The following is a 19170-nucleotide window of genomic DNA, read 5'->3' on the forward strand; positions in this document are numbered from 1 at the left end:
TTCGATCCGGACCGGCTCGTCAGGGAGGCGGGACGGTTCGAAGCCCATGGAAGCATCAGCCTCCCGCCGCCTTCAGGGCGGCGATGTTATCGGCATACTTGCCGGGCCCGCCCTTGAAGGTCGCAGAGCCCGCGACCAGCACGTCGGCACCTGCCTCCACACAAAGTTTCGCGGTTTCGGCGTTGACGCCGCCGTCCACTTCCAGATGGATGTCGCGGCCGGTCTTGTCGATCATCTTGCGCACCGCCTCGATCTTGCGAAGCTGCGAATGGATGAAGCTTTGCCCGCCGAAACCGGGATTGACGCTCATCACCAGGACAAGGTCGATGTCGTCGATGAGGTAGTCCAGCATCTTGGCAGGCGTTGCCGGGTTCAACGAAATGCCCGCCTTGCAGCCCAGCGCCTTGATCGCCTGAACCGTGCGATGGACGTGCGCCCCGGCCTCAGGATGAACAGTGATGATGTCCGCGCCCGCCTTGGCGAAATCTTCGAGGTAGAGATCCACCGGACTGATCATCAGGTGCACGTCGAACGTCTTTTCGGTGTGCGGGCGCAGCGCCTTCACCACGGCGGGGCCGATCGTGATGTTGGGCACGAAGTGGCCGTCCATGACGTCGACATGGATCCAGTCGGCGCCCGCTGCGTCGATGGCGCGCACTTCTTCGCCAAGCGCGGCGAAATCTGCAGAAAGGATGGAAGGCGATATAAGAGGTGTGGGCATGAGAGCCGAATTACTCCACCCGGGATAAAGGCCACAAGGCGCATTGGCAGCTTTATTCACATCGCTGAGAAAAAAGGACCACGAGAAGGTCGTGAATGACCTGCAAGGTTAACACGGCCCTGTACCGGATCGCGCCAGAGCCGATGCGCGCGCTTGAACGCGGGGAAGCGCTTGGTTAAGCGCAGATATCCCGTAAAACAGGGCGCACCCCCAGCGCCATGAGACGGGCCGGAACCACGATGCCCCAACCCGACGCCATGACCGTGATGCAGCGCGAAAGCCGCGTAAGGCATGGCGTGGTCGATCCCGTGATCGGCGGCGAAGAGGTCGCGGCCGGCTTCAACCGCATCGAAGGCGATGAATTCGTCCTGCGCGATGAAGGGTTCGCCTGTCGCTATCGCAAGGGCGAAGGCATTACGGTGCAACTGGACGATCCTACCAAGGCGGGTCTTCTCGATCTTTTCCTTGCCGGATCGATCCACAGCGCGGTCGCGGCGATCAACGGGTACACGGCGCTCCATGCTTCTGCGGTCGAGGTGGACGGCAAGGCCATCGCCTTCACCGGCCCGCCGGGTGCGGGGAAATCGACCACCGCCGCCGCGATGCGCGCGAGGGGCCTCGCAATCGTTGCCGACGATACGCTGGTCGTCGACATGGCCGGGCCGCATCCCATGTGCCTGCCGGGACACAAGCGATTGAAGCTATGGCCGGATTCGGTGGCCATGACCGGAACGCCCGCCTTCGAACAGGTGTCGGAAGATTATCCGAAGATCTTCGCCGCAGAAGAGCCGAGCGAGATCGACATGCCCTTGCCGCTGGGCGCGATCGTCACGGTCGAGGCGGGCGATGAACTTGCTTTCGATCCCGTCCGCGGGGCCGCGCGCATCGCCGTGCTGGACGACGATCACTATACCGCGCAGCACCGCGTGATGGCGCAGGGGCAGGACCGGGCACGCCGCCTGACCGATCTGGCCCGGCTGGCTAATGCCGTGCCCGTCTACCGCTTCGTCCGGCCGCTCGACGCCGGGCGCTTCGGGCCGACCCACGACTTTCTCGCCGCGCAACTGGCACGGATCGAACAGGACACAAGATGATCAGCAAGTGTGAAGCCAGGTTCGTCGAAACCGAGGTCGACGGCGAAGTCGTCCTGATGAACATCGACAGCGGCCTGTTCTATTCGCTCGACGGAACTGCCCTTGCCATTTGGCGCGCGATCGACGGCACGCGCGACGAAGCGGCCATCGTCGCCGTTCTCGCCCCCGGTTTCGACGAGAGCGAGGCGCAAATCGCGGCTCATGTGCGCGAATTCATCGCCTCTTTGGCCGACGCCGGGCTGGTGGAGACCGCCAAGGCATGATGCAGGTGCGCCTTCGCACGCTGGAGGCGATGGCGCTGCTGCTTGCGGCGCGTTTCCTGGTGAGGTTCGTGCCGCTGCGCCGCTGGAACCGGCTGCTCGGCAAGTCGTCGCCCTATTCGCCCGCGACAGGGAAGGAGATGACCGATCCGGCAGAGGAAGAACCCGTGCGCCAATGCGCCGCGGCCGTGCGGCGGGCCACCTTTCGGCTTCCTGCCACGCTCTGCCTGCCGCAAGCGATCGGGCTGCACTGGATGCTGCGGCGGCGCGGAATTGCCAATGCCGTCATCGTCGGCATCCGCCCGGCGAGCGAGCGTGGAACCCTGCACGACCTGCATGCATGGGTCGAGTGGCGCGGCCGGACCATCCTTGGCGACAGCGGCGGAAACCATGCCAGTCTGTTACAATTTCTGAGTTAATTTGCGGCGACGATTGCATTTATGCCGCGTCGCAATATAGTCGCGCCGCACACGTTCAGGAAGGTTAATGGTCGCCAACCCGAACTAGACAGAAATGTACCACGGGAATTTTTACGGACATGTCGCAGAACGAACGCACTTGGGCAAAGCCTGAACTGAAGCTGGTGGGCACCCTTCGCGATGTCGCCGGTTCCATGAACCCCGCCGACCAGAGCGGTGGCAACCAGCAGGGCGTCGGCAACGGCCGTAGCTGAGCGGGTGCCTTGCAGGGCACTCCCGAAAATCTGAACTGACATGATCGCGGCGGGAATCATCTGGGGAGGCAATCCCCGGTATGACCTGTCGCGCCTGTCGTTCGGCGATGCGGCTGCGTCGCGGGGCGAACAGACATTGATACGGGCCGGGAACGGTGTAGCTCTGCTGCGCCATCCGGCCCGACAGGCCAATGGCCTCATCGCGCGGATGCCGTCGGGCGCTGTAGTCCTGTTCAACGGCTGGATCGACAACGCCTGCGAAATCGCAGGCGAATTGTCCCTCTCGGCTGAGTGCGACAACGCGGCTCTTTATGGTGCCGCGGTCGAGGCCTGGGGACTTGCCGCCGATCGCAGGATCATCGGCGACTATGCCGCGATCGTGATCCCAGCCGATGGCGCAGCCCGCCTGTCCCGCGCGCCCTGGTCGAAACACGGGCTGTTCTACACTATCGCCGATGGCTGCGCGGTCGCGGCATCGGTTCCGCGCGTTCTTTTCGAACTGGGGCTGCCGCGCAAAGTCGATCCCGTCCGCTATGCCGAAATGCTCTATGGCCTCGCGCCGACCTGGGGCGGTGAGACCTATTACGACGACGTCTGCCAGGTCGAACAGGGCAGCATCGTCACGATCGAGCAGGGCCGGGTGGCCAGGACGCAGTGGTACGATCCGCACGCCCTGCCCCCGACACGGCTTTCAAGCGACGAGGAGTATGTCGATAAGGCCAATTCGCTTTTGGCCGATGCGGTGCGCCACGCGCTGGCCCCCGCAAAGCGGCCCGGCATCCTGCTTTCGGGCGGGCTCGATTCGCCGATAGTCGCCGCCGAAATCCTGCACCAGCTTCCACCCGGCCAGGGCCTGAAGAGCTTTACGTTCGAGCCGATGCAAGACGGGAGGGAGCCCGTCCTTCCCGCGCACTTCCATTCGGACCGACCGGCGGTAGAGGCCTTTGCCGCGATGTACCCCGCGCTCGACCCGCAGTTCGTGGACAATCGCGGCATCGCCTTCGGGCACATGCTGGACGACACCTTCCGCGCCAGCGACGGGGCCTATCCCGCGCTCGTCTCGACCGAATTTCACGGGCCGTGGCAGGCCGCATCGGACGCGGGATGCGACTGGGTCTTCACCGCCGACATGGGGAATCAGACCTTCAGCTGCGAAGGCAACTGGGCCTTTGTCGAATACTTGCGCACCGGACGGTTCGGCGAACTGATGCACTTGCTGCGCGATGTGCCGGGCGACGATCGGCCGATGTGGCGGCGGCTTGCCGCGCGATCGCTGCTGCCCAACTTGCCGGGCACGCTCCGCGCCGCGCTGCGCACACTGGTTCATGGCGAAATGGCGCGTCCGCTGGTCCGCAAGGATGTGCGCGACAGGCTCGACCTCGACGCCCGATATCGCGCCCATTACGGAGAGCGGGAATGGGTTCGGACCCGCCGTGATTTCATCGACGATGCCTGGTCCATGACGTCTGCCGGCACCGAGATGACTGCGGCGGCGGAAGACCTTTACGGCTTTCGTTTTCGCACCATCCCGCAGTACCGGCCTCTGATCGAATTCTGCCTGACGATCCCGACCGAGCAGTTCGTCCGGCGCGGCGAACAACGCTATCTCGCGCGGCGCATGGCGATCGGCCGCCTGCCAGAGGAACAGCGCACCAACCGGCGCTATGGCCGCCACGGTGTCGACTGGCACGCGCGCGAAACGCCGCGCCTGGGCTTCATGCGCGAGGAACTGGAACGGATCGCCGACGATCCGGTGATGGCGCAGGTCATCGACATCGACCGCGCGATCGACATGCTGGACAACTGGCCCGAAACGCCCGGCTATCGCGCCAAACTGGACGTTTTCATGCCGCTGGCCGCCGCCATCGTGGCGGGACGCTTCGCCCGCTATGTCGAAGGGCGCAATTGATTTTGCATTGCCTGTTCGCAGCAGGTGACGCGGTGCCGGCGGGGCAGTAGGACGAGCGCAATGAAAGGCATGTCCGTCACACTCTTGCGCAGCGTTCCTGCACCGCGGCTGCTGGCACTGCTCGCGGTCATGCTGGGCAGCGCGCTGACCGAGGGCGCCGGAATCATCGCGCTCGTCCCGATGCTGGCGCTGCTGTCCGCCGATGCGGGCGCTATTCCTGCCTGGGCGCAGCCTTTTGTCGAAACCCTGACATTGCCGGTCCTGCTGGCCTTTTTCGTCGCGCTCGTCGCGCTTCGCGCCGTGCTGCAATATGCGGTCAACGTGCTGCAACGCCGCCTTCAACTTGACGTGATCGATCTGTGGCGCGGCCGGATCTTTGCCGCGCTGGTGCGCGCGGACTGGCGCACGCTTTCGGGCTTGCGCAATTCGGACCATGCCAGCCTGATCGTCACCGGGGTGGACCGGATCGGTTTCGGGTTCGCCAACCTGCTGATCCTGATTTCGGGCGGGGCGACGCTGGGCGCGATCTGGATTGCCGCGCTCTGGCTTTCGCCTCTCCTCGCCGCCGTTGCTGTCATCGGCGGGCTTTTCGTCCTTGTCGCCTTCGTGCCCTTGCGCCGAAGAGCGCATCGTCTGGGCGAGCGGCTGGGCGACGACTACCGCCGCGTTCAGGCCGTACTGGACGATACACTGCGCGCGATCCGGCTGGTGAAAAGCCACGGGCGCGAAAGCGCCGCCAAGGCCGAAATGAACCGCTCCATGCGCGAACTGCGCGACGCACAGATCGCCTTCGCAAGGGCCGCGGGGCGCAGCCGGGTCCTGCTGCATACCGGCGCGGCGCTACTGCTGGCCCTGATCGTGGCGCTCGCCTCGGCACGCGGGATCGCCCCGGCAGTCCTGCTGCCGCTGATCGTCCTGTTTGCGCGGTCGGTTCCGTTGCTCGATTCGCTGCAGCAGGCCGCGCAGCAATGGGTCCATGCCGCACCCGCGCTTGGCGAGGCGCAATCGCTCTTGCGCACGATGCAGGAGGGTGCGGAAAGCACGGTTTCGGATGCTCCGCGCCTGCATCCGGCGCGTGCCGTTTCGCTCGACGGCGTCACGATCCGCCATCCGGGGCGGGACCACGCCGCGATCGAGGGTGTCTCGCTTGAACTTCGCGTCAATACCACCACCGCCCTGCTCGGCCCGTCGGGCGCGGGGAAGAGTACCCTGGCCGATCTGCTGGGCGGCTTGCTGCAACCCGATGCGGGCGCGGTCTGCATCGACGGGACCCCGCTGGCGCCTGAAGAACTCGTCGGCTGGCGCGCATCGGTCGCCTATGTTCACCAGGAACCGGTCCTGTTTCACGGATCGGTGCGCGACAATCTGCTCTGGGCCCAACCGGACGCGGACGAGACTGCTATCGACGCTGCGCTGCGGGCGGCCAGTGCCCGGTTCGTTTTCGACCTTCCCGACGGAATCGATACCGTCGTCGGCGACGCCGGACGCCAGCTTTCGGGCGGAGAACGTCAGCGCATCGCGCTGGCCCGTGCCCTGCTGCGCGACCCGGCGCTGCTTATCCTGGACGAGGCGACAAGCGCGCTCGACACCGCGAACGAGGCCGCGATCAGCGATGCGATCGAGAGCATGGCAGGGTCGCGCACGATCCTCGTCATCGCCCATCGCGGCAGGCTGGCCGAAACGGCGGACAGGCTGGTCCACATGCACGGCGGGCGGATCGAACGAATAGAGGAGCGGTCGTGACCGGCGATCTCGACCGTCAGAAGTCGGTACTGCTGTCGCTGATCGGTCCGGCGCGCACGCTTTCGCCCGCCGATTGGGAGGCGCTGGACGATGCCGACTGGCAGGCGATCTTGGCAATGGCCCGGCAGCACCGGCTCGAACCATGGCTGCACCACCGACTCCGTTCGGCGGGGGCCGGGTGGCCGGTGCCTGCACCCGTTTCCGCAGAGTGGAAGGAGGCCTATCGCAATGCCTCGTTCGGGGCGCTGACCGCGCAGGCCGCGCTGACCCGCCTCGCGCGCGCCTTTGCCGAAGCGGATGTGCCGATGGTCGCATTGAAGGGTGCGCGCCTCGCCTTCTTCGACTATCCCGAAGCGGCCCTGCGCCCGATGCGCGATATCGACCTGCTCGTCGCCGCGGAAGACCTGCCCCGCGCGGTGGAGGCTATGGCGAATGCGGGATGCGACGTGCCTGCCGACCGTGCGGGCGCCATCACAAGGGCGCTCGACGGGGACAAGCACCTTGACCCTATCCTGCTGCCCGATTGCGAGCGTTACGTGGAACTGCACCACCGCATCGCCGAACCGGGCCTGCCCTGCATCGAGACCGAGGCGATCCTGTCGGGCGCGAAGGTATCGCAGCTTGGCGGCACAAAAATCGCGTTTCCGGGCGACGAGGATATGCTGGGCCATCAGATCCTGCACGCCGCGTACAACCACCGCTTCGATTGCGGCCCGCTGGCGCTGGTCGACATCGCACAGATGCTGTCGCGCACCCGGATCGATGCCGCGCGCTTTGCCGCCATGGCGGAAGCAGGCGGCTGGCTGGCGGGGGCAAGGCTGGTGATCGCGCTGGTCGACAAGGTCATGGGCGAAACCAGCCTCCATATCGGGCAGGAGCAGGTTCCCGCCGATGTGCTGTCCGAGGCGGAGCGGCTGCTGCTGCAGGATTTCGACCAGAGAGCGCAAGTTGTCCTGGCATCGCAGAGCGCACGGCAGGGCTTGTTCGCGACCCTCGCCGCGCGGCTGAAACAGGGGCTTGCCCGCCAGCACGACGAAGGGCTGCCCCGCTGGCTGTTCAGCCGCGCGCTTCGCACGGTGCGGCAGGGCAGCAATGCGCGCTCGCGCTCAGAGGCGGCATCGGGCGCGGTCGTGGCGCGTTGGCTGGACCGTTCGTAACACGGCTGCAAACTCTTCGATTAAGAAGGAATTCAGCGCCTATTCACCCCTCCGCCACTAGTTCGGCATGTGAAATTGCCGTTATTGCCGCGAACCTGTAGGGCGTCACGGAACGGCTTTCGGGGGCGATACGTGGGGGTTGAAAGCGCAAGTCGGCGCGTCCACCTTCACGTCATCTTCCCCACAGACATGAATTCTTACGTATCGGAGATACCGATGAGTGCACTTAAACTCGGCCTTGGCAAAAAGAGCCTTCTTGTCGCTCCCGTCGCCGCGATGGCGGGGCTTGGCGCGCTTGCCGCAGCCCCTGCCCCCGCGATGGCCGCACCGGCGCAGTGCGAGGGCGATCTTTCCGGCGCGTCCTGGCTCAACGTCGAAGTTACCGGCGTCAGAAATTCGTCCGGCATCATGGCCGTCACGATCTATGCCGACGATTCGCGCCGTTTTCTGGCCAGCAAGGGTTCGCTCGACGTCGTGCGTTTCCCGGCAAAGCAGGGCACCTGGCGCGGCTGTGTGAAGCTGCCGAAGAACGGCGTCTATGCCATCGCGATCTATCACGACGAAGATGGCAGCCGGAAGATCAACCGCAGCGGGCTGGGCCTGCCGACCGAAGGGTTCGGCTTTTCCAACAACCCAAGCACGCTGGCCGGCATCCCTGCGTTCCGTTCGGTTCGCCTGAACGTGCCGAAGCCGGGTCTGACCACCCGGATCAACATCACTTACCCCTAAGGCTTTTACGCCTTTGATACGGGACTTGCGCCCCGGCCGCTCGACATGGCGGCCGGGGCGCTTATCTTGGGGGCCATGAACCGCATCACCAACGACGAACTGACCGCCGCCGCAGAGGCCATCGGCCCCGAAATCACCGCCCTGCGCCGCGCGATCCATGCAGAGCCCGAGCTGGGCCTCGAAACCCCCAGAACGATGGCCAAAGTGCGCGAGGCGCTGGCCGACCTGCCGCTGGAATGGCGCGAAGGCCCGCAAACTACCGGACAGGTGGCGATCCTGAAAGGCGGCGCGGGCGAAGGGCGCCGGGTCCTGCTGCGCGGCGATATGGACGCCCTGCCCATGGGCGAGGAAACGGGTCTCGAATTCTCCTCCACCATTCCCGGCCGGATGCATGCCTGCGGCCACGATACGCATACCGCGATGCTGGTGGGCGCGGTGAAGCTCCTGGCCGAACGCGCGGACAGCATCCGGGGCGAAGTCATGTTCATGTTCCAGCCGGGCGAGGAAGGCTTTGGCGGCGGACGCATGATGATCGAGGACGGTCTGATCGATCCCCTGCCCGAGGCCGCCTTTGCCTATCACGTCATTCCGAACGCGCCGCACGGGTTGTTCGTGTGCCGCGAAGGCCCGCTGATGGCCGCGTCGGACGCGATGGAGATTCGCGTGAAGGGGCGCGGCGGTCATGCCTCCATGCCGCATTTTTCCGCCGACCCGCTGCCCGTCGCGTGCGAGATCGTCACCGCGCTTCAAGCGATGGTCACGCGCCGTTTCAACGCCGCCGATCCGGTCGTCGTCACCGTGACGCAGTTCCGCGCCAGCGATGCCGACAACATCATTCCCGACACCTGCATCCTGCGCGGCACGATCCGCACGCTTTCTGCCGAAACGCGGCAGCGCGTCCATGCCTCGTGCCAGGAACTGGTCGAAGGCATCGCCTCTGCCCACGGAATGGCGGGCGAATTCATCGTCGAGCACGGCTTTCCCGTGACCAGCAACGATGCCCGCGCCGTCGCCCTTGCGCGCGAAGTGGTGAAGGACCGCTTCGGCGAAGAAGCATGGTACGAGCTGCCCGACCCGCTGATGACGGCAGAGGACTTCTCATACGTCCTCGACGCGGTGCCGGGCGCGATGATCCTGCTGGGCGTCGCGAAACCCGATGCCGACTGGCAGAAAGCGCCGGGCCTGCACAGTTCGCGCATGCACGTCGACGAGAGCGTGCTGCCGCGCGGTTCGGCGCTGCTGGCGGCGCTGGCGATGGAAACGCTGGAACGCGGATTGCCTGCCTGATCGCTGGCCCGATCATCACTGGCCGGACAGGATTTTCAGCAGTTTCCTGAACATCGCTGGACCCCGCCCCGCCCGTCGGTTAAGGCGAGCGCGCCATGAGAATCCCCCGCTTCACCATCCCGATTCCCCAGCGACTGGGCGAGGAAATGGGGGACTGGCGCCGCCGCGTGGCGACCTTGCTGGGGGCCGTTGCCATCGGCCTCGTCGCGCTGGTTTTCGCCAAGGCGGGCGACATCGCGCTCGACATGTTCCACGCGCTTGAAGCCCGATGGTTCTGGCTGCCCGCGATCCTGACGCCCGCGATCTTCGTGATCTGCGCATGGCTGACCCGGTTGCTGGCGGCAGAGGCGGCGGGATCGGGCATTCCGCAAGTTATCGCCGCCGTGCGCGACGAACGCGCGACGGAGCGCCTTTTTTCGCTGAAAGCCGGTTTTGCCAAGATTTCTCTGACCGTGCTTGCCCTGCTGGGCGGCGCATCGGTCGGGCGCGAAGGTCCGACGGTGCAGGTCGGTGCGGCAATCATGACCGCGACCCACCGCTGGACCCAGGCCGCCGTGCGCCGCAGCGTCCTGATCGCAGGCGGCGCGGCGGGCGTTTCGGCCGCGTTCAACACGCCGCTTGCCGGGATTGCCTTTGCCATCGAGGAACTGGCCATCGCCTATGAACAACGCATGGCAGCGCTTGTCATGGGTGCGGTCATCATCGCGGGTATGACCGCGCAGGGCATTGCCGGCGACTATACCTATTTCGGTTCGATCGATGCGACGCTGCCACTGCACACCGTTCTGATCGCGGCGCCCGTCGCGGGCCTGCTGGGCGGCGCGCTGGGCGGGATTTTCGCACGCACGCTGATCGCGTCGCGACAGGCCGCACGGCAAAGCCGGATGTTCGGCAAGCGCCCTATCCTGCTCGCCCTCGTTTGCGGCGCGGCCGTCGCCGCGGTCGGCATCGCCTCGGGCGGGCTGACCTGGGGCACGGGATACGAACCGGCCAAGATGGCGCTCGAAGGTCAGATGATGAGCGAATGGCTGGGCCCGGCAAAGTTCGCCGCCACGCTGGCAACTTCGCTCAGCGGGATTCCCGGCGGGATCTTTGCCCCCTCGCTCGCGGTGGGTGCAGGCTTCGGGCAGTGGCTGACCTGGCTGTTCCCCGGATCGACGACGGGCGCGATCGTCATGCTGGGCATGGTGTCCTATTTCACCGGCGTCGTGCGCGCGCCGCTGACGGCCGTGATCATCCTGACCGAAACGACCGGCAATATCGGCCTGCTGCTGCCGCTGTTCGCCGCTGCGCTGTTCGCCGACTGGGCCGGGGCCATGGTCTGCCGCGAGAGGCTTTACCACGCGCTGGCCAAGGATTTCATGCCGCCGGCCGAGGGTGAGGCAACGCCGCCGGACCAGCCGCCTGCCGACAAGCCTGCCTGAACGCTTTATCGCCGACGCGCGCTCGCCTATGCGTGGCGGCATGAAAGACAAATGGGTCATCGGCATTATCGGCGGGTCCGGTCTCTACGAGATCGACGCGATCGAGGATGCGCAGTGGATCGCGGTGCGATCGCCGTTCGGAACGCCGTCCGATGAAATCCTGTTCGGCAGGATCGGCGACGTCGAAGTGCGCTTCCTGCCGCGCCATGGCCGGGGCCATCCGGTTTCTCCCACAGAACTGAATTCGCGCGCCAACATCGACGCGATGAAACGCGCGGGCTGCACCGACATCCTTGCGATCAGCGCGATCGGGTCGCTGCGCGAAGAGCTGGAGCCGGGGCGCTTCGTCGTGGTCGACCAGTTCATCGACCGCACGGTAAACCGCGCTTCCACTTTCTTCACCAGCGGCATGGTCGCGCACGTTTCGATGGCGGATCCGGTTTGCGAACGGCTCTCGGGCCTTGCCGGAGCGGCGGTGAAGGCTGCGGGCGGCAAAGTCGCCAACGGCGGCACCTATCTCGCGATGGAAGGTCCCCAGTTTTCCAGCCGCGCCGAAAGCCACATGTACCGGCAGTGGGGCGCCGACGTCATCGGCATGACCGCCATGCCCGAGGCGAAGCTGGCGCGCGAGGCGGAGCTTCCCTACGCGCTGGTCGGCATGGTCACCGATTATGACTGCTGGCGCGAGGACGAGGCCGCGGTCGACGTCGCTACCGTGCTCGGCCAGATGCGCGCCAATTCCGAAGTGGCCCGCCGCGCGGTCGTCGAACTGGCCCGTTCGCTGCCCAAAACACGCACCGCCTCACCCATCGACACGACGCTCGACACCGCGCTTATCACAGCCCCTTCGGCGCGCGATCCGGCGCTTCTGGCGCGGCTCGATGCGGTGGCGGGGCGTATCCTGAAAGACCGGCAGGGCGACACATGACAGAAAATGTCATCCTCGTGACGCCATCTTTGCCTGTGTCAGGGCAAGATTTGGCGTAGCATCCGGCAGGGGCCCCGTGCGGACGCGCCGGGCATATAGGGGGAAAGTGCATGGCGGATGGCCTCGACATCCTGCACATCGAAGACGATTCACGCACCGCGTCGGACCTGCAACAACTGGTCCGCGCCACGGGTGATCGCATCACCTGGGAAGCGAACGGCGCCGACGGCCTTCGCCGCGCCGGGATCGGCGATTTCGACGTCATCATTCTTGATCGCATGTTGCCCGATATCGACGGGCTGACCGTGGTGAAGCGCATGCGCGAAAGCGGGATCGGCACTCCGGTCCTGATGCTTTCAGCGCTGGGCCGCACGGTCGACCGGGCCGAAGGGCTGGACGCGGGCGCGGACGATTACCTGGCAAAGCCGTTCGAGGCGACGGAACTGCTCGCCCGCCTGCGCGCCCTGCATCGCCGGGCGGCGGGCCATGCGCACAGCGCGGTGATCATCCACGGCGTGTTCGAATGTCACGTAAAGGCCCGCACCGCTTTTCGCGGGGACAAGCACTTGGCGCTCAGCCCCAAGGAGTTCGAGCTTTTCCGATACCTGATGGAAAACGCGGGCGAGGTCGTGACCCGCGAAATGCTGCTGCGCGATGTCTGGAAGATGAGCTTCGACCCGCAGACCAATGTCGTCGACGTCAACATCGGCCGCCTTCGCCGCAAGCTGGAGGACGGTTTCAATTCTCCCGCGCTGGAAACCATCTGGGGGACCGGCTATCGCCTGCTCGACGGCAAGTGATCGCGCCTGACGGCGTGACCCGCCCGTCGCTTGCGGGGGATAGCGTGGCGTGACCCAGGTCAGACTGTTCGATTCGATCTTCACCAGGCTTGTCGCCTGGTCGATCGCGGTCTGCATCGTCGTCGTGCTGGTGCTGGGCGCGCTGGTCGGTGCGAAATTCGAACAGCTTTCCACCGCGACGCAGGAAGCGGCCGTCAACGCCGACGTCGCGACCCTAGCAGAAGCCTATCGCGCGAACGGCGTCACCGGCCTTGGCCGCCGCATCAACGAACGCCTCGCCTTCAGCGCTCCTGCGGGTGCGGCACCCCACTACCTCCTCGTTGACGCCGACGGCGCGACTGTCACCGGCAACGTGCCCGCCTGGCCCGAAGCGATGGAGATCGGCGAAGAACCGACTCCCATGGTCCTGTCAGACGGCACACGGGTCTATGCCCGCGCGCTGATGCTGGCCGAGGGCAAGCTGTTCGTGGCGCGCGAATCCAGCCTCGACGAAATGATCCTGAACGAGATCGGCTTCGCCTTCGTCGCGGGCGGCCTGTTCGTCGTTTTCGCCGTGGGCGTTGCCGGTCGGATCACCACCGCGCGCCTGTCCCGCCGCGTGGACCACATCATCGAGGCCTTTCAGAACCCCGATGAAAGACGGCTCGAACGGCTGAGCAAGGACCGCAAGGCCGAGGACGAGATCGGCGAGCTGACCCGGCGGACGAGCGAGACGCTGACCCGGCTCAACCATCTCGTCGATTCGCAGCGCGAGACGACCGACCTGATCGCCCACGAGATGCGCACGCCGCTGATGCATCTCGACAGCCGCATTCTCAAATCGCTCAAGACCGCGCCCGACGACACCACGGCACAGGGGTTGAGCGAGGCGCGGGCCGACATTCGCGGCGTGATCACCATGCTCGAATCGCTGCTCGACATCTCGCACAGCGAAGCACACCGCGGCGATCCGCGCGGCCTTCACCCGGTGGACCTGTCGGACCTGCTTCAGCACGTGGCGGAAATCTACGAGGCGAGCGCGGAGGAGACCGGCCACCATTTCGAGTGGGACATCGCCCCCAACATCACCTTTCCGGGCGAGGAGATGCAACTCACCCGCCTCGTCACCAACCTGCTCGACAATGCGTTCAAGTACGTGCCCACGGGCGGAACCGTGATCCTTTCCCTGGCAGAGGGGCCGGAAATCACCGTGTCCGACACCGGGCCCGGCATCCCGCCGGAGGACCGCGACGCGATCTTCGACCGCTTTCGCCGCGCCAAGGGCAACGACGGCAGCAGCGGCGGATCGGGTCTCGGCCTCGCGCTTGCCCGCGCCATCGCGCGCCGCCACGGGCTCGACATCCGGCTGAAACCGACGCTGCGCGGTGCGACTTTCATTGTCGGGCGCGAGAAGGAAAACGGCGAAAACGTTTCTTGATCAGAGGGTAGGCTGATCAGATGGGAAGCCGTGTCGTGACCTTGACCCGGCGCAGCGCAAAGCTGGAATTGACCGCGGCCACCCCCGGCATGTGGACCAGCTCTTTCTTCAGGAAACGCTCGTACTCCTCGATCGAACCGGCGACGACACGCAGCAGGTAGTCGCTGTCCCCGCCGACCAGGAAACATTCGACGATATGCGGATGGCCTTCCACCGCATTGGCAAAGGTTTCCAGCGTATCCTCGTCGTGCCGGGTCAGGCGCACATTGGCGAAAACGTCCACGCCAAGGCCGACCTTGCGCTGGTCCAGCACGATTTCGCGGCTGGCGATCACGCCGTCTTCTTCCAGCTTCTTCAGCCGCCGCCAGCATGGCGTGTGCGACAGGCCGATCTTGTCGGCCAGCGCGTTGATCGAAAGCTCAGGCTCTGCTTGCAGGGTGCGCAGGATTTTCCAGTCGGTGTCGTCCATGCCATTTCGCAATTGCATCATTTGGGAAAATGAATCTTATCCCAGGGACGCATAAAAAGGAAATTCTTCCTAACAGACCCTTTGACAGGCCAGATTCAGGGAAAACATTCCTCTACATCTGCGTTACAATGGGGCGAGCGGCAAAAGCCCGCCGCGAGAGGATGCCAGCGTGACGAAATCGAACCTTCCCCGCCTAGAGCTTCACATCCCGGAGCCGCCTGCCCGTCCCGATACGGAAGTCAGCTTCACGCACGTCAATCGCGGAGAGGCAGGCGCCGTGCGCCGCCCCGACATTGCAGAGCATGAAAGCAACATGCGCGATCTGCCTTACGAGCTGATCCGCGTGCTGGACGACGATGACAAAGCCGTCGGCCCATGGGACCCGAAGCTCTCGCCCGAAACGCTGATCAAGGGCCTTCGCGCGATGGTCCTGACCCGCATGTTCGACGAGCGCCTGTTCCGCGCCCACCGCCAGGGGAAGACCAGCTTCTACATGAAGTCCACCGGCGAGGAGGCCATTGCCGCCGCGCAGTCGCTGGCGCTGGACAAGGGGGACATGTTCTTTCCCACCTATCGCGCATCGGCATGGCTGCACGCGCGCAATTATCCGCTGACCACGATGTGCAACCAGATTTTCTCCAACGCGGAAGACCCGCTGGCGGGCAAGCAGTTGCCGATCCTCTATTCGGCGCGCGATTATGATTTCTATTCGATCTCAGGCAACCTGGGCGTCCGCTTCGTCCATGCCGTGGGCTGGGCGATGGCGTCGGCCTACAAGAACGACACCAAGATTTCCCTCGCCTATGTCGGTGATGGCACGACGGCCGAAGGCGATTTTCACGAAGCGATGACGTTTGCCGCCGCCTACCGCGCGCCGACGATCCTGTGCGTGACCAACAACCAGTACGCGATTTCCAGCTTTGCCGGTTTCGCCGCGCCAGAACGCCTGCCGTTCGCGGCCAAGGCGCTGGCCTATGGCTTCCCCGGCCTCAAGGTCGACGGCAACGATTTCCTCGCCGTCTGGGGCGCGACGCAGTGGGCCGCCGAACGCGCGCGCACCAACAACGGCCCGACCCTGATCGAATTCTACACCTACCGCGCCGAGGGGCACTCCACTTCCGACGATCCCAGCGCCTATCGCCCCAAGGACGAGGCGAAGCACTGGCCGCTGGGCGATCCGGTCGAGCGTCTGAAGGACCATCTTATCGCGCTTGGCGCATGGGACGAGGAGCGCCACGCCGCATTGGAAGCCGAACTCAAGGAAAAGGTCAAAGTCGCCGTCAAGGAGGCCGAGGCCATCGGCACGCTGGGCCAGTCGAAGCCCCCGATCGAGGAAATGTTCGAGGACGTCTTCGCCGAAAAGGACTGGCGCCTGAAGGAACAGCTGCGCGAGCTGAAGCATCGCCGCGCCGGAGAAGGCGCATGACCGAGACCCAGAACCAGACCATGACCGAGACAAAGCGCATGAACATGATCCAGGCGCTGAACAGCGCGCTGGACGTGAAGATGAGCCAGGACGAGGACGTTCTCGTCTTTGGTGAGGACGTCGGCTATTTCGGCGGCGTCTTCCGCGTGACCGAGGGGCTGCAGGCCAAGCACGGGCTGAAACGCTGTTTCGATGCGCCGCTGACCGAAGGCGGCATCATCGGCAGCGCCATCGGCATGGCGGCATACGGGTTGAAACCCGTGCCGGAAATCCAGTTCGCAGACTATATCCTGCCCGCGTACGACCAGCTCGTGTCCGAAGCGGCGCGCCTGCGCTATCGCTCGAACGGCGAATTCTGCTCGCCGGTCACGGTCCGAACACCCTATGGCGGCGGCATCTTCGGCGGCCAGACCCACAGCCAGAGCCCGGAGGCGCTGTTCGCCCACGTGACGGGCCTGAAAACGGTGATCCCTTCGAACCCTTACGATGCCAAGGGGATGCTCATCGCCTCGATCGAGTGCGAGGACCCGGTCATCTTCCTTGAGCCCAAGCGCCTTTACAACGGCCCGTTCTACGGCCGCCCGGACGACGAGCTGAAGACTTGGGCCAATTCGGGCCTTGCCACTGCCGACGTGCCCGTGGGTCATTACGAAGTCCCGCTGGGCCGCGCCTCGCTGGTGCGCGAAGGCAGCGAAGTGACCGTGCTGGCCTATGGCACGATGGTCCACGTGGCAGAGGCGGGCATCGCCGACGCCGGTGTCGATGCCGAACTGCTCGACTTACGCTCCATCGTCCCGCTCGACATCGATGCGATCACCGCTTCGGTGCGCAAGACGGGCCGCTGCGTCATCCTGCACGAGGCGACCCGATTTGGCGGCTTCGGCGGAGAGCTTTCCGCGCTCGTCCAGGAACGCTGCTTCGACTACTTGCGCGCGCCGATCGAACGCGTCGCCGGTTACGACATGCCCTACCCCCACGCCTTCGAATGGGATTACTTCCCCGGGCCGATCCGGCTTGCCGAGGCGATCAAGAAAGCCGTGGAGTACCGCTGATGGGTACGTACAAGTTCCGCCTGCCCGACATCGGTGAAGGTGTCGCCGAAGCAGAAGTCACCGCATGGCACGTGAAAGTCGGCGATCGGATCGAGGAAGACGATCCCCTCTGCGACGTCATGACCGACAAGGCGACGGTCGACATGACCAGCCCGGTCGGCGGCACGATCAGTGCGCTGCACGGCGAAGTGGGCGAGATGAAGCCCGTCGGCTCGGTCCTGGTCGAGCTTGAGGTCGAGGGAGACGGCAACTCGGTAGACGAAGTGCCCGCCCCGGCCACCGCCCCGAACGAAGCGCCCGAAGGCCCGACCCCGCCGCCTGCCGAAGACAAGGCTGCTGCGCCCACGCCTGCTCCGGCAGCCCCCAAGCCTGCACCTGCACCCGCGGCGCGCCGCCCTGCACCCGCGCCGACCGGCGAAGTCGATCACGCCGGTTTCCCGCTGGCCGCCCCTGCCACGCGCCGCCGTGCGGCGAAGCTGGGCATCGATCTTGCCAAAGTGCCCGGCACCGGCCGCAACGGCCGTGTTACGCCCGACGACATCGAGAATTATCTCGGCGGCGGCGACCCGCGTTACGCCACGCGCGGCGGTGTCGAGGAGATCAAGGTCATCGGCCTCAGGCGCAAGATTTCGGAGCGGATGGAGGAAACCTGGCGCCGCATCCCGCACATTACCTACGTCGAGGAATTCGACGTCACCGCGCTCGAAGACTTGCGCGCCGTGCTCAACGCCTCGCGCGAAGAGGGTCAGCCCAAGCTCACTTTCCTGCCGTTCCTCGTGCGCGCCATCGTCAAGACGGTGCCCGATTTCCCGCACATCAACGCGCATTACGACGACGATACCGGCGTCCTGCGCCAGCACGGTGCGGTCCATGTCGGCATCGCCACGGCAACGCCAGCGGGCCTGATGGTCCCTGTCGTGCGCCATGCCGAACAGATGGACGCATGGGCCACCGCCGATGAAATCACCCGCCTGTCCAAGGCCGCGCGCGATGGCGGGGCCAGCCGCGAGGAGCTTTCCGGCTCCACGATCACGATCACTTCGCTCGGCCCGATCGGCGGCGTTGCCACCACGCCGATCATCAATCGCCCCGAAACGGCGATCGTCGGCCCGAACAAGATCATCGAGCGTCTGGAACGTCGCAACGGCGAAATCGTGACCCGCAAGATCATGCCGGTTTCCTCCAGCTTCGATCACCGGATCGTCGACGGATACGAAGCCGCGCAGTTCATGCAGGCGCTGAAGCGGCTGATCGAAAACCCGGCGCTTCTCTACATGACGTGAGGTTGCCCGAACGCGGCTTTCCCAACCGACACTTTCCAAAACGGAATGGTCACGCTAGGGGCCGTGGCTTCCAGTCAAAGGGAGCCGCGTACCCATCATGTCCGCCACCAACCTGATCCTCGTCCGCCACGGCCAGTCGCAGTGGAACCTGGAAAACCGTTTTACCGGATGGTGGGACGTCGACCTCACCGAAAAGGGCGAGGTCGAGGCCAAGGCAGCCGGTGAGCTTCTGGCCGCCAAGGGCATGCTTCCCGACGTTGCCTTCACCTCGTTCCAGACCCGCGCGATCCGCACGCTGCACTTTGCGCTCTATGCCGCGAACCGCCTGTGGATTCCCGAAACCAAGGACTGGCGTTTGAACGAGCGTCACTATGGCGGGCTGACCGGCCTCGACAAGCAGGAAACCCGCGAAAAGCACGGCGACGATCAGGTCCACATCTGGCGCCGCAGCTTCGACACGCCGCCCCCCGTCATGGACAAGGGCAGCACCTTCGACCTGTCGGCGGACCCGCGCTATGCCGGGATCGACGTGCCGATGACCGAAAGCCTGAAGGACACCATCGCGCGCGTGCTTCCCTATTACCAGGCGGAGATCGAGCCGGTCCTCGCATCGGGCAAGACGGTCATCGTCTCGGCCCACGGCAATTCGCTGCGCGCCCTGGTAAAGCACCTGTCGGGCATTTCGGACGATGAAATCACCGGTCTTGAAATCCCGACCGGCCAGCCGATCGTCTATCCGTTCGAAGGCGGCAAGCCGTCGGGCGAACGCTATTACCTCTCGGACGCCTGAGGAGACAA

19 protein-coding genes are annotated in these 19170 nt (G+C 65.3%); 17 read left to right on the plus strand and 2 right to left on the minus strand.

The window, feature by feature from the left end; all coding sequences use genetic code 11:
- Positions 1–55: 55 nt before the first annotated feature.
- Positions 56–721 (minus strand): ribulose-phosphate 3-epimerase, encoded by a 666-nt coding sequence (rpe, locus tag FAX90_RS07745; protein WP_144096683.1) that lies wholly within the window; start codon positions 719–721, stop codon positions 56–58.
- A gap of 239 nt (positions 722–960) precedes the next feature.
- Between rpe and FAX90_RS07750 the strand changes: the two genes are divergently transcribed.
- The 13 genes from FAX90_RS07750 to FAX90_RS07805 all read left to right on the plus strand — a co-directional run bounded on the left by FAX90_RS07750 (position 961) and on the right by FAX90_RS07805 (position 14142).
- Positions 961–1815, plus strand: coding sequence for a hypothetical protein (locus FAX90_RS07750; RefSeq protein WP_144096684.1), 855 nt, complete (start codon positions 961–963; stop codon positions 1813–1815).
- The gene (locus FAX90_RS07755; RefSeq protein ID WP_144096685.1) at positions 1812–2078 is read left to right on the plus strand and encodes a PqqD family protein; all 267 of its coding nucleotides are present in this window, start codon (positions 1812–1814) and stop codon (positions 2076–2078) included. Before FAX90_RS07750 ends, FAX90_RS07755 begins: the two co-directional genes overlap by 4 nt.
- Positions 2075–2494, plus strand: a complete 420-nt coding sequence (locus FAX90_RS07760; protein ID WP_144096686.1) for a lasso peptide biosynthesis B2 protein — start codon at positions 2075–2077, stop codon at positions 2492–2494. The genes FAX90_RS07755 and FAX90_RS07760 overlap by 4 nt, the downstream gene beginning before the upstream one ends.
- A gap of 119 nt (positions 2495–2613) precedes the next feature.
- Positions 2614–2748, plus strand: a complete 135-nt coding sequence (locus FAX90_RS16900) for a hypothetical protein (protein WP_276612242.1) — start codon at positions 2614–2616, stop codon at positions 2746–2748.
- 40 nt (positions 2749–2788) lie between these two features.
- Positions 2789–4657, plus strand: a complete 1869-nt coding sequence (locus tag FAX90_RS07765) for an asparagine synthase-related protein (RefSeq protein WP_144096687.1) — start codon at positions 2789–2791, stop codon at positions 4655–4657.
- Positions 4658–4717: 60 nt separating this feature from the next.
- A complete protein-coding gene (locus FAX90_RS07770) occupies positions 4718–6400 on the plus strand; it encodes an ABC transporter ATP-binding protein (RefSeq protein WP_144096688.1) in 1683 nt (560 codons plus the stop codon).
- Positions 6397–7557 carry a nucleotidyltransferase domain-containing protein gene (locus FAX90_RS07775; protein ID WP_144096689.1) on the plus strand — a complete coding sequence of 387 codons (1161 nt, stop codon included), beginning with the start codon at positions 6397–6399 and terminating at the stop codon, positions 7555–7557. Before FAX90_RS07770 ends, FAX90_RS07775 begins: the two co-directional genes overlap by 4 nt.
- 216 nt (positions 7558–7773) lie before the next feature.
- Positions 7774–8286 (plus strand): DUF2141 domain-containing protein, encoded by a 513-nt coding sequence (locus FAX90_RS07780; protein ID WP_240704771.1) that lies wholly within the window; start codon positions 7774–7776, stop codon positions 8284–8286.
- Between the two features lie 75 nt (positions 8287–8361).
- Positions 8362–9573: a M20 metallopeptidase family protein gene (locus FAX90_RS07785; RefSeq protein WP_144096690.1), complete on the plus strand. Its 1212-nt coding sequence runs from the start codon at positions 8362–8364 to the stop codon at positions 9571–9573.
- 95 nt (positions 9574–9668) lie between these two features.
- Positions 9669–10997, plus strand: a complete 1329-nt coding sequence (locus FAX90_RS07790) for a chloride channel protein (RefSeq protein ID WP_144096691.1) — start codon at positions 9669–9671, stop codon at positions 10995–10997.
- Between the two features lie 40 nt (positions 10998–11037).
- Complete coding sequence (gene mtnP, locus FAX90_RS07795) at positions 11038–11925, plus strand: S-methyl-5'-thioadenosine phosphorylase (RefSeq protein WP_144096692.1); 888 nt, start codon at positions 11038–11040, stop codon at positions 11923–11925.
- A 110-nt stretch (positions 11926–12035) separates the two neighbouring features.
- Positions 12036–12725 carry a response regulator transcription factor gene (locus tag FAX90_RS07800; protein ID WP_144096693.1) on the plus strand — a complete coding sequence of 230 codons (690 nt, stop codon included), beginning with the start codon at positions 12036–12038 and terminating at the stop codon, positions 12723–12725.
- 49 nt (positions 12726–12774) lie between these two features.
- Positions 12775–14142 (plus strand): sensor histidine kinase, encoded by a 1368-nt coding sequence (locus tag FAX90_RS07805; RefSeq protein WP_144096694.1) that lies wholly within the window; start codon positions 12775–12777, stop codon positions 14140–14142.
- A gap of 16 nt (positions 14143–14158) precedes the next feature.
- Here FAX90_RS07805 and FAX90_RS07810 read toward each other — a convergent pair whose 3' ends face one another.
- Complete coding sequence (locus FAX90_RS07810; RefSeq protein ID WP_144096695.1) at positions 14159–14611, minus strand: Lrp/AsnC family transcriptional regulator; 453 nt, start codon at positions 14609–14611, stop codon at positions 14159–14161.
- 169 nt (positions 14612–14780) lie between these two features.
- On the opposite strand from FAX90_RS07810, the gene FAX90_RS07815 reads away from it, so the two are divergent.
- The 4 genes from FAX90_RS07815 (at position 14781) to gpmA (ending at position 19162) form a co-directional block, all read left to right on the plus strand.
- The gene (locus FAX90_RS07815) at positions 14781–16037 is read left to right on the plus strand and encodes a thiamine pyrophosphate-dependent enzyme (protein ID WP_144096696.1); all 1257 of its coding nucleotides are present in this window, start codon (positions 14781–14783) and stop codon (positions 16035–16037) included.
- Entirely contained in the window at positions 16034–17089 is a 1056-nt protein-coding gene (locus tag FAX90_RS07820) for an alpha-ketoacid dehydrogenase subunit beta (RefSeq protein WP_144096697.1), read from the plus strand. Before FAX90_RS07815 ends, FAX90_RS07820 begins: the two co-directional genes overlap by 4 nt.
- Positions 17089–18372, plus strand: a complete 1284-nt coding sequence (locus FAX90_RS07825) for a dihydrolipoamide acetyltransferase family protein (protein WP_144096698.1) — start codon at positions 17089–17091, stop codon at positions 18370–18372. The genes FAX90_RS07820 and FAX90_RS07825 overlap by 1 nt, the downstream gene beginning before the upstream one ends.
- Before the next feature lie 97 nt (positions 18373–18469).
- Positions 18470–19162 carry a 2,3-diphosphoglycerate-dependent phosphoglycerate mutase gene (gene gpmA / locus FAX90_RS07830; RefSeq protein ID WP_144096699.1) on the plus strand — a complete coding sequence of 231 codons (693 nt, stop codon included), beginning with the start codon at positions 18470–18472 and terminating at the stop codon, positions 19160–19162.
- Positions 19163–19170 lie beyond the last annotated feature (8 nt).

The organism is Croceicoccus sediminis (assembly GCF_007570835.1).
Lineage (GTDB): Bacteria > Pseudomonadota > Alphaproteobacteria > Sphingomonadales > Sphingomonadaceae > Croceicoccus > Croceicoccus sediminis.